The organism is Acinetobacter sp. V2, from assembly GCF_001188385.1.
Lineage (GTDB): Bacteria > Pseudomonadota > Gammaproteobacteria > Pseudomonadales > Moraxellaceae > Acinetobacter > Acinetobacter oleivorans.
Genome location: NZ_JZFB01000001.1, coordinates 1,677,192 through 1,688,476, shown reverse-complemented (window position 1 = coordinate 1,688,476; position 11,285 = coordinate 1,677,192). Strand labels below are relative to the sequence as shown.

9 protein-coding genes are annotated in these 11,285 nt (G+C 38.9%); 6 read left to right on the top strand and 3 right to left on the bottom strand.

Translation table 11 applies throughout. From position 1 onward, the window contains the following. Nucleotides 1–2,229: NADP-dependent isocitrate dehydrogenase (locus UC75_RS07735; RefSeq protein ID WP_128825216.1), on the top strand; the 2,229-nt coding region annotated here is incomplete at its 5' end. A gap of 117 nt (nt 2,230–2,346) precedes the next feature. Here UC75_RS07735 and UC75_RS07730 read toward each other — a convergent pair. Then, the gene (locus tag UC75_RS07730; protein ID WP_049837219.1) at nt 2,347–3,135 is read right to left on the bottom strand and encodes an rRNA large subunit pseudouridine synthase E; all 789 of its coding nucleotides are present in this window, start codon (nt 3,133–3,135) and stop codon (nt 2,347–2,349) included. 196 nt (nt 3,136–3,331) lie between these two features. Between UC75_RS07730 and icd the strand changes: the two genes are divergently transcribed. Then, nucleotides 3,332–4,588, top strand: a complete 1,257-nt coding sequence (icd, locus tag UC75_RS07725; protein WP_004790792.1) for an NADP-dependent isocitrate dehydrogenase — start codon at nt 3,332–3,334, stop codon at nt 4,586–4,588. 40 nt (nt 4,589–4,628) lie between these two features. On the opposite strand, the gene UC75_RS18735 is transcribed toward icd, so the two are convergent. After that, the gene (locus UC75_RS18735; protein WP_075383506.1) at nt 4,629–4,754 is read right to left on the bottom strand and encodes a hypothetical protein; all 126 of its coding nucleotides are present in this window, start codon (nt 4,752–4,754) and stop codon (nt 4,629–4,631) included. Next, entirely contained in the window at nt 4,751–5,977 is a 1,227-nt protein-coding gene (locus tag UC75_RS07720) for a YbfB/YjiJ family MFS transporter (protein WP_049837218.1), read from the bottom strand. The genes UC75_RS18735 and UC75_RS07720 overlap by 4 nt, the downstream gene beginning before the upstream one ends. Before the next feature lie 48 nt (nt 5,978–6,025). On the opposite strand from UC75_RS07720, the gene UC75_RS07715 reads away from it, so the two are divergent. The 4 genes from UC75_RS07715 to UC75_RS20675 form a co-directional block, all read left to right on the top strand. Further along, on the top strand, nt 6,026–6,907 hold the full coding sequence (locus UC75_RS07715; RefSeq protein WP_005307370.1) for a LysR family transcriptional regulator: 882 nt from the start codon (nt 6,026–6,028) through the stop codon (nt 6,905–6,907). Nucleotides 6,908–7,115: 208 nt separating this feature from the next. Continuing rightward, nucleotides 7,116–8,510, top strand: coding sequence for an L-cystine transporter (locus UC75_RS07710; protein ID WP_005307367.1), 1,395 nt, complete (start codon nt 7,116–7,118; stop codon nt 8,508–8,510). A 149-nt stretch (nt 8,511–8,659) separates the two neighbouring features. Beyond that, a complete protein-coding gene (locus UC75_RS07705) occupies nt 8,660–9,478 on the top strand; it encodes a PhzF family phenazine biosynthesis protein (RefSeq protein WP_049837217.1) in 819 nt (272 codons plus the stop codon). A gap of 122 nt (nt 9,479–9,600) precedes the next feature. Then, a partial coding sequence (locus UC75_RS20675) for a M16 family metallopeptidase (RefSeq protein WP_228137163.1) occupies nt 9,601–11,285 on the top strand: 1,685 nt, incomplete at its 3' end.

Below are 11,285 nucleotides of genomic sequence, written 5' to 3'. Positions count from 1 at the left end.
GAAAAGTCAACTATTATTTACACACTGACTGACGAGGCGCCACTATTGGCGACCTATTCGCTACTGCCGATCATTGAGACCTTTACTAAGCCAGCTGGCATCGAGATTATTAAAAGTGACATCTCTGTAGCTGCACGTGTGCTCGCAGAATTCGCTGATTACCTAAGTGAAGAGCAAAAGGTATCCGACAACCTTGCAGAGCTTGGTCGTCTTACACAAGATCCAGATACTAACATTATCAAACTCCCGAATATCAGTGCGTCTGTTGCGCAATTAACTGCATGTATCAAAGAGCTTCAATCAAAAGGCTATGCAATTCCTGATTATCCGGAAAATCCCGCAACCGAAGAAGAAAAATCAATCAAAGCTCGTTATGGTAAGTGCCTTGGTTCAGCAGTAAACCCTGTCCTTCGTGAAGGTAACTCTGACCGCCGTGCTCCAGCAGCAGTTAAAAACTATGCGAAAAAACACCCTCATTCAATGAGCGAGTGGAAACAGTGGTCACAAACTCACGTTTCACATATGGAAGAAGGTGACTTCTACCATGGTGAAAAATCAATGACACTTGATCGCGCACGTAATGTGAAAATGGAACTTATCACGACTAGTGGTAAGAGCATTGTTCTTAAGCCAAAAGTTGCGCTTCAAGACGGCGAAATCATTGATTCAATGTTCATGAGCAAGAAAGCACTTTGTGATTTCTATGAAAAAGAACTTGATGATTGTAAAGAAGCGGGAATTTTATTCTCTCTACACGTAAAAGCGACAATGATGAAAGTTTCACACCCGATCGTTTTCGGTCACTGTGTGAAAATTTACTACAAAGAAGCTTTCGAAAAACACGGTAAGTTATTTGACGAATTAGGCATTAACGTTAATAACGGTATGGCTGGGTTATACGAGAAAATCGAAACTCTTCCTACTTCATTACGTGAAGAAATCATTGAAGATTTACATGCTTGTCAAGAACACCGTCCTGCACTTGCAATGGTTGACTCGGCAAAAGGCATCACAAACTTCCATTCACCAAACGACATCATCGTTGATGCTTCTATGCCAGCAATGATCCGTGCCGGTGGTAAAATGTGGGGTGCTGATGGTAAGCAATATGATGCTAAAGCTGTTATGCCAGAATCAACATTTGCCCGTATTTACCAAGAAATGATCAACTTCTGTAAGTGGCATGGTAACTTCGATCCGAAGACTATGGGTACTGTACCGAACGTTGGCTTGATGGCTCAAAAAGCTGAAGAATACGGTTCTCACGACAAGACTTTTGAAATTTCAGAAGCTGGTATTGCAAACATTACCGATCTTGACACTGGTGAAGTGTTATTGACTCAAAATGTTGAACAAGGCGATATCTGGCGTATGTGTCAGGTTAAAGATGCTCCGATTCGTGACTGGGTAAAACTTGCAGTAACTCGTGCACGTAACTCAGGCATGCCTGCGATCTTCTGGCTTGACCCGTACCGTCCACACGAAAATGAATTGATCAAGAAAGTACAAACGTATTTAAAAGATCATGACACGACTGGTCTTGATATCCAGATTATGTCTCAAGTTCGTGCAATGCGTTACACACTTGAGCGTGTAGTACGTGGCCTAGACACTATTTCTGTGACTGGTAACATCTTACGTGACTACTTAACTGACTTGTTCCCAATTATGGAACTTGGTACTTCTGCGAAAATGTTATCTATCGTTCCGCTTATGGCGGGTGGTGGTATGTACGAGACTGGTGCGGGTGGTTCAGCGCCAAAACACGTACAACAGCTTGTTGAAGAAAACCACTTGCGTTGGGATTCGCTTGGTGAGTTCCTTGCTCTAGCAGCTTCTTTAGAAGAAATGGGCATTAAAGAAAATAATGCTCGTGCTAAGTTACTTGCGAAGACTCTTGATGAAGCGACTGACAAGTTACTTGATAATGGTAAGTCTCCATCACGCCGTACAGGTGAGATTGACAACCGTGGTAGCCATTTCTACTTGTCACTTTACTGGGCAGAAGCACTTGCTGCACAGAACGAAGATGCTGAGTTAAAAGCTAAATTTGCTACACTTGCAAAAACTTTAGCTGAAGAAGAACCTAAGATTGTTGCTGAACTTGCTCAAGTACAAGGTAAACCAGCTGACATCGGTGGTTACTATGCAATTGATAAAGCAAAAGTAGATGCTGTAATGCGTCCAAGTGCTACATTTAATGCAGCTCTTGCAACTGTTGGTGCTTAATTACTAACTTGTTAGTGAATAGCTCAAAAGCCGGTGTTTATACACCGGCTTTTTTATTTTTATAAAAATAAATGGCATTAAAAAAGCCCACCGAAGTGAGCTTTGAAAATTTAGATATTAACGACTATTACGTCCACGACCACGTGGTGCTTTTGTATTTGGACGAGTTGTACCATTGGTCTTACGACGTGGCTTTTCACTTTCATCCATTTGCCAAATACGTTTTGTACCAGACTTTTTCGCAGAACCATCTTTGTTTTTACGAACCATCGGTTTGCCGCCAGTACCACCTGGTTTTTTCACATATGAACGTGAACGATAAGGCTCTTCCGCAGGAACATCTTTAAAGTCAGGATAAAGCAAAGGCTCAATTTCTTTCACATCACCAGGTCTTAAACCGAGTTGAACTAAATCAATTGAACCAATTTTAGTACGAATTAAACGTAAAGTTGGAAAACCTACCGCGGAAGTCATACGACGAACTTGACGGTTACGACCTTCACAAATAGAGATTTCAATCCAAGATGTTGGAATATTTGCACGATAGCGTACAGGTGGATTACGTTCCCATAACCACTCAGGTTCACTTACTTTAATGGCAGTAGCTGGAAGCGTCATACCATCATTAAGTTCTACACCTTTACGAAGCTGCTCAAGCGCTTCTTCAGTTACATCGCCATCAACTTGAACTAAATACGTTTTGTATTTTTTATTTGCAGGATTGGTAATGAACTGATTCAGACCACCATGATCGGTTAAAAAAACTAAACCCTCAGAGTCCATATCAAGACGGCCTGCCAAGCGCAAAGTCGGGTCATCAACAAAGTCCGAGACGGTCATGTGCGCTTCGTCTTTACGAAACTGGGAGAGAACGTCATATGGCTTGTTGAGAATCACAATTTTCATAAAAAATGGCTTCTTCTTTCAAATAACTAGAGAAAACATTGAGCTATATTTAAGTGTGAAATTTGCTTATTTCCCACATAAATCTCAAAAAGAATTAAATTCGATTAAGCTATTATGCGTTAATAAAAGTTGAAAGTATTGTTTATCGATAATTATTTTTAGTTAATTAAGTATTATAAAAGGGAGAATTTACACAATGGGTTATCAGAAGATCGTAGTTCCTGCTGACGGCGACAAAATTAAAGTAAATGCAGACCTGTCACTGAACGTACCAAATCATCCAATTATTCCTTTCATTGAAGGTGATGGTATTGGTGTGGATATTACGCCAACCATGAAAGCAGTCGTAGATGCTGCTATTTTAAAAGCTTACGGTGGCAAGCGCTCAATCGAATGGATGGAAGTGTATTGCGGTGAAAAAGCCAATAAAATTTATGGCAACTACATGCCGGAAGAAACGTTCGAAGCACTTCGAGAATTTGTTGTATCTATCAAAGGTCCGTTAACGACTCCGGTGGGTGGAGGCATTCGTTCACTCAACGTTGCTTTACGCCAAGAATTAGATTTATATGTTTGCGTACGTCCAGTACGTTGGTTTGAAGGCGTTCCTTCACCTGTTCAGCACCCAGAATTAACAGATATGGTGATTTTCCGTGAGAACTCGGAAGATATCTATGCCGGTATTGAATGGAAAGCCGATTCTGAAGAAGCTAAAAAAGTGATTAGGTTTCTTCAAGAAGAAATGGGTGTCACAAAAATCCGTTTCCCTGAAGGCTGTGGTATTGGAATTAAACCAGTTTCGAAAGAAGGTTCACAGCGTTTAGTCCGTAAAGCCATTCAGTTTGCAATCGAAAATGACAAGCCTTCTGTGACCCTTGTTCACAAGGGCAATATCATGAAATACACCGAAGGGGCATTTAAAGAGTGGGGCTATGAGTTGGCTCTAGATCGTTTCGGTGGAGAACTAATTGATGGTGGTCCATGGGTTAAAATTAAAAATCCTAGAACTGGTAAAGACATTATTATTAAAGATGTCATTGCAGATGCGTTTTTACAACAGATCCTCATGCGTCCAGCAGATTACTCCGTTATTGCTACTCTAAATTTAAATGGTGATTATATTTCTGATGCTTTGGCAGCAGAAGTAGGCGGTATTGGTATTGCACCAGGTGCAAATATTGGTGGTGCAATTGCAGTTTATGAAGCAACTCATGGCACTGCGCCTAAATATGCAGGTCAGGATAAAGTAAACCCGGGTTCTATTATTCTTTCTGCGGAAATGATGCTACGTGATATGGGCTGGACAGAAGCTGCAGACCTGATCATTAAAGGAATTGCTGGAGCGATTGCAGCTAAAACCGTAACTTACGATTTTGAACGCCTAATGCCGGGTGCAACCTTGTTACGTTGTTCTGAATTTGGTGATGCGATTATCAAACACATGGAAGATTAAATAAATTTTGCATAAGAAAGCCCTCGGTTGAGGGCTTTCTTTATTGCATAAATTCGGGATGCTTCGGAGTTTTAATAAAACCTGTTTTCTTTTGATAACTCTGGTCTAGGGCTTGAATAATAAGAACGAAAGCAACTAGAAATAAAGGAAAGAGCAGAGTTTTCACGATTTGGTTTCTCCGAGAGTTGAGGTGAAAGAAGGGCGTACAGGAAATAAAAGGCAAACCGCCAAAAGAAGAACGATTCCACCCAAAAGAAAGAGATGGGCATAAGACCAATGCAAATGATGCAAAGTGCTAATGACAACCCCACCTAAAAGCTGAGTGCTAGCAAACCCAATAGTGGCAAGGCTCCAAAGCTTTTGATAACGTTGCTCATAAATCTGTAGCAGACTATAAGAACTAATAAATACGGTTGCGGGAGTCAGTAAGCCTGTCAGAAGCGAAGACAAAGCGAGTAAAGAAGTAGTCTGTGAAAGGAAAGGTAAAATAACGGCTAGGCAGTAAATGCCATATAACCATTTAATGGCCTGTATATATCCCACTATTCGACTTAAGCAATAAGCGACAAATGCACCAATGCAGCTTCCCACTCCATAGAGAACCCAAAATAAATTCCTTTGCTGTAAGGGAAAATGCAGAGTTCCAGATAAATAATCCATCCAAAACAAAGAATGTGGAATATAGGCAAAGGCACTGCACATATAAGCAATGATAATGACAAGACCCAAACGTGATTTTTGCGAGACTTGAAGAGTAGGAGATGGTGGCTTAATAATCTGGGCAGTATTGCTACTTAATAAGCGATAAAGAGTTAAGCTTCCTAATAAAGAAATACCTGCAAAAATATCCCAAACATAATGCACGGGCATATTTTTAAGTAGGGGAATAATAATGGTGGCAGATAAAACCCCCACACCAATTCCGCTAAATCCTAAAAAATTAACTTTTAATCTTTGCGTGGTGGGAATGTATTTCATTGCAAAGCTAGGTGCCAAAATCATAAGTAAGCCGCCAGCAATACCTGAAATTGTGCGCCAGAAAATGAACCACACCAAAGGCATATCCATGAATGAACAGCATAGTAGGCTAACGCTACCAGCTATAGTCGAAAGTACGATCATGAATGGAATGTACTTTTCTTTAATACTTAATAGCCCTAATAAGGCACCAATGAGATATCCCAATAAATTTGCGCTGCCTAAGTAACTGGCAAAATCATGGGTCCAGTGGTACTGCTCGATCATGATGGGCATGAGTGCGGTATAGGAAAATCTAAAAACACCAATTCCCAGACAAGTCGCCAAAAAGACAATTAAGCTCATTCGATAAAATGTAGACATGAGAAGACGCTCAATTTTTTTATTATTAAAAGCGAGTTTATCAATCATTAAAAATGATTTAATATGATAGTAATTATCTTGTTTTGAGATAGTGAAATGTTACTTAAGTCTCTAGAGTTTTTTTTAGCGGTTGCAGAGAGTGGAAGTTTTTCATTGGCTGCACAAAAAATGTATACGGTTCAATCGAATATCACGAGCCATATAAAAAAACTTGAAGAAGAGTTAGGGGTTATTCTATTCAATCGTAATAACCCCGTGACTTTAACGAATGCCGGACAACAGCTACATAGTTACGCTGTTCAAATGATTGCATTGCATGACAAAGCTAAAAAGATCTTTCAAGAGGGAGATATTGACCCGAATGAAACCATTCGCTTGGGCAGCATGGAAACAACCGCAGCAATACGTTTGCCACAGTTGCTCAATCAATCTATGCAGCAATATCCTACTTTGCCCATCGAGCTTCAAACTCATCCGACCCGTTATTTATTAAATGCGGTACATCAGGGGGAATTGGACTGTGCTTTTGTGGCATCTAAACATTCAATTCCTGAGTTATATAGTTTTCCTGTGTGGCATGAAGAGCTGGTTTTGGTTTGCCCTAAGCAACAACAGAGTTTTCCAGACAAGGCAACCCTTGCAAAGACCAGATTTATTGCATTTCGGCAAGGTTGTTCATATCGACATGCCATAGAGCTTTTCTTGAATGACTTTAGTATTCCGCCTTCGCAAATTATGGAAATGGGAAGCCTTGACGGTATCGTGAGCTGTGTAGAGTTGGGTGTTGGTTTTGCTTTATTACCGAAATCATATCTCACAAAAGTTGCAGATAAAGTTTCAGTCAATTGTTTTGGATTAAATACAGAATCTGCTTTTTTCACTACATATTTAGTTGCCCAGTTACCAGAAACATGGGGAACCAATTTAAAGCAATTTATTCATTTTATTGAGCAACAATTTGAATTAAAGGTTGCTTAAGTAGAGGCTGATTTTTATACATAAATATCTCACTTAATTTATAAGTTAAAAGTGATATATATGTATTTAAAAGTCATTTTATATTCTCACGCAAGTTTGTAATCATCTTGATGCTATAAAATTGTTGAAAAGGGTAGTTTATATAGGCCGGCTATGGTCAAATATGCCCCCTTGAAAGATGACACAAGCAATAATTTGGAGTTTGGGAATGAATATACCCTTAATCATCAATATTGTGGTTTTTGTCGGGTTAATATTTTTACTCGCCCAAACACGTAAAACAGACTGGAGCTTATCGAAAAAAGTTCTGGCTGGCTTAGTTCTAGGTGTAGTGTTTGGTTTAGGACTACATTTGATTTATGGCGGTGGCCATCCGATTCTTGCTGAATCTATTAGCTGGTTTAATATCGTTGGAAATGGCTATGTAAAACTTTTACAAATGGTCGTTATGCCTTTGGTATTTGTGTCTATTTTGGGAGCAGTTGCAAAATTACACCAAGCCTCATCTTTAGGCAAAATCAGTTTTTATACGATCGGCACTTTACTCTTTACAACGCTGATTGCTGCACTTGTAGGCGTATTTGTTACTAACTTGTTTGGCTTAACGGCGAAAGGTTTAGTGCAAGGTGCTGCTGAAACTGCACGCTTAACTGCCATTAATACAGATTATGTAGGCAAAGTTACTGATTTAAGTGTACCGCAATTTATTCTTTCTTTTATTCCAAGTAATCCATTTGCTGAATTAACTGGTGCAAACCCAACTTCAATTATTAGTGTGGTTATTTTTGCTGTCTTTTTAGGGATAGCTGCGCTTAACCTAATGAAAGATGATGCAGAGAAAGGCCAGCGTATTCTGACTGCAATTCAGACTTTACAGTCTTGGGTAATGAAGCTTGTTCGACTTGTTATGACACTTACACCTTATGGTGTTTTTGCGCTTATGACCAAAGTTGTGGCAAGTTCGAATGTTGCAGATATCTTAAATCTAGGCGGTTTCTTGGTGGCATCTTATTTAGGTTTAGCCATCATGTTTGTCGTGCATGCCATTATTTTGACCCTGACAGGTGTTTCTCCAGTTAAGTTCTTCAAAAAAGTTGCTCCTGTTCTGACTTTCGCATTTACCAGCCGTTCAAGTGCTGCCAGTATTCCACTGAGCATTGAGACGCAAACTCGCCGTTTAGGTATTCCTGAATCTATTGCAAGTTTTTCTGCTTCTTTTGGTGCGACCATTGGTCAAAATGGTTGTGCGGGTTTATACCCAGCAATGTTGGCAGTCATGGTTGCGCCAACCATGGGAATTAACACGCTAGATCCAATGTGGATTGCATCGTTAGTGGGTATTGTGACTTTAAGTTCAATTGGGGTTGCCGGAGTAGGTGGTGGTGCGACTTTTGCTGCACTGATTGTTCTTCCTGCGATGGGCTTACCTGTGACTTTAGTTGCACTTCTTATTTCAATTGAACCACTCATTGATATGGGACGTACTGCATTAAACGTAAATGGTTCAATGACTGCTGGCGTAGTTACGAGCCAATTTATGGGTCAGACGGATAAAGATATATTAAATAGTGAAGATGAAATTGAGTTAACTCAACATCATTAAGAATGAGTATTAAACGGCTCATCCACGTTGGATGAGCCGTTTTTTTATATGCTTAAATTGGCACTGTGATGTTAATTTTAAAAAAACTGTATCTTTTTTTCTTTTAAATAATTTTCGAAAATGAACCTATTAAAAAAGAGAGCACTATCATGAAAATGTATCAAGTCGATGCTTTTACAAAAGAGTTATTTCGTGGCAATCCTGCGGCTGTGATTGTTGAAAAAGAATGGCTAGATGTAGATTTAATGCAGAAGATAGCACTTGAAAATAATTTGTCTGAAACTGCTTTTGTAAAAATCATAGACGCTGAAAATTATGAAATTCGTTGGTTTACGCCAACGGTTGAAGCCGATTTTTGTGGTCATGCCACGCTTGCTAGTGCTTTTGTAATATTTAAAGATTTTACGGAAAAAAAGACCATTAATTTTCATGTTCGAAACTTAGGTCTTTTTATCGTTCATCAAGATGATGATGGCAAAATCAGAATGAATTTTCCGATTCGTAAAGCTCATCAAGTCGAAGATTATCCGGTTGTTTTACGTCAAGCATTAACCAAACCCTTTAAAGCGGTTTATCAAAATGATTACGCTTATATTGTTGAATATGAGTCAGTGCAAGATGTGTTGGATGAGCAGCCTGATATGAGTTTGCTCAAAACTTTAGGTAAGTTACGTACTGCTATTACAGCAAAAGACATGGATGTTGCACTTACCTCAAAAGCAGACCAGCAATACGATTGTGTTTCGCGTTATTTTGCACCTGTCGCGGGTATTGATGAAGATCCTGTTACAGGTTCAGTTCATACTGCAATAGCGCCGTTATGGGCAGAAAAGTTGGGGAAAAATAATATATTGGCTTATCAGGCTTCTAGCCGTGGAGGCGTTTTATATTGCAATATCCTGTCTGAAAAGCGTATTGAAATTTCAGGCTATGGAAAACTTTATATGCAAGCTGAAATTTTTCTTTAAAATATAAGGCCGTTTAAATAAACGGCTTTTTTTTCAAATCTTTACTATTAATATCAGCTTAAATTTCCTACTATAGTCCCACAACTATTGATTTTTTATTATTCAAATTAATTGGTATTTATATGTTTATGCAGTTTAAACAACTGACTCTCTCCCTATGTATTCTTGGTTTAAGTGCTGCGTCTTTTGCACAAACCACACTAGTAAAAAGCAAGCAAAATATTGAGGAATATAAATTAGATAATGGTTTTCGGATTGTACTTGCACCGAACGACAAAGAAAATAAAATCTTTATTAATACCATTTATTTAACTGGTTCATTAAATGACCCGCAAGGTAAAAGCGGTTTAGCTCATTTGCTTGAACACTTGGCTTTTAAGGGGACAAAAAATGTTAAAGGGGAAGAATTCCAGCGTCGTCTAGATCAATATACATTGATGACCAACGCCAGCACCGATTATTACTCGACCAAATATACCAATATCGTTCGTCCGGAAAAGACTGCGCTCAATGAAGTGTTATATCTTGAATCGGAACGTATGGATAAATTAGTTCTACAAGAAAAATTTGTTCCTTCTGAAATTGAAATCGTAAAACGCGAACGTGAAGTCCGTATGGATCAGCCTTTTGCTGTCCTGATGGATCAAATGTGGAAGTCAGCTTATGGTAACCAATATTTAGGTCGGTTACCGATTGGCGATTTACCTGAGCTTAAATCTATTAAAATGCCTGAATTGAATCAGTTCTATCGTAGCTGGTATGCGCCTAATAATGCAGTCATGGTAATTTCAGGTAAGTTCGATAAGACAGATGTCTTAAAAACCATTGATCAATACTTTAGCCCAATCGCGGCACGTGAGGTTCCTAAGCCTGTACAGATTCCTGTGCTTGACTCTACAAAAATAAAAAATCGTCAGTTTGTGGTGAAAAAGGGGAGCGACCTCGCTAAATTCCATATCTATATGAATGGTAAAAATACAAAAATTCAGCCGACGCTCGCTTTAGCGCCTTTGTTATATACCATGCAGCCAAGTGGTCATTTATATCAGAACATGGTTGAAACAGGTATTACCACAAATGTTGATGCAAGTACGTGGTTAGACCAAGATTTTAATGTGGTGTTTCTAGGTGCCATTTATGCACCAAGTAATGACCCTAAAAAAGTTGAAAGCTCTTTGCTCGCTGGTATCGAGAAAGGTAAGCCTTTTACTGAAGTTGAATTAAATCGTGTTAAGAGTTTAATGAAAACTCAAGGCGATTTAATTACTAAAGATGCGGTAGCACTTGGGTCACGTTTAAGTGATTACACGGTTGCTGGCGGTCAATGGGATCAATATTTTAAAGATTTAGATTCAGTAGAAAACGTTAAGTTAGACCAAGTGAATCAAACTTTAAAACAATTCCTTGTAGCTGAGCATCGAATTGACGGTGATATTTTGCCAACACCTGAAGATCAGAAAAAAGCTCAACAGCAAAATGCAAAAGAAGCACCTAAAACTCTAGATCAGGTAGAAGCAAAGGCAGAGCCTTTAAAAGATCCAAAGGTGTATCAACAAGAAGTTGCGGAGTTTTTAAAAACTTCTAAGCAATATGTTGAAAGTAATGAGAAAAAGATTATCCGTGGAAAACTGAAAAATGGAATGAAGTACGCTTTATTCCCAGTTGAAACACGTGATGATCGTACTTATGCAACAATTACGATGGACTTCGGAACAGAAAAATCTTTATTTAATAAGGGTACGGTCGTTGATTTAACCTCATACTTATTGCTTCGTGGTTCTGATAAATACAGTTTGCAAGATATTGC

Excerpts from the sequence above, each read along its gene's own strand:
- UC75_RS07705 (WP_049837217.1), top strand. The coding sequence starts at position 8,660 with ATGAAAATGTATCAAGTCGATGCTTTTACAAAAGAGTTATTTCGTGGC.
- UC75_RS07710 (WP_005307367.1), top strand. The coding sequence starts at position 7,116 with ATGAATATACCCTTAATCATCAATATTGTGGTTTTTGTCGGGTTAATA.
- UC75_RS07715 (WP_005307370.1), top strand. The coding sequence starts at position 6,026 with ATGTTACTTAAGTCTCTAGAGTTTTTTTTAGCGGTTGCAGAGAGTGGA.
- UC75_RS07720 (WP_049837218.1), bottom strand. The coding sequence starts at position 5,977 with ATGATTGATAAACTCGCTTTTAATAATAAAAAAATTGAGCGTCTTCTC.
- UC75_RS07730 (WP_049837219.1), bottom strand. The coding sequence starts at position 3,135 with ATGAAAATTGTGATTCTCAACAAGCCATATGACGTTCTCTCCCAGTTT.
- icd (WP_004790792.1), top strand. The coding sequence starts at position 3,332 with ATGGGTTATCAGAAGATCGTAGTTCCTGCTGACGGCGACAAAATTAAA.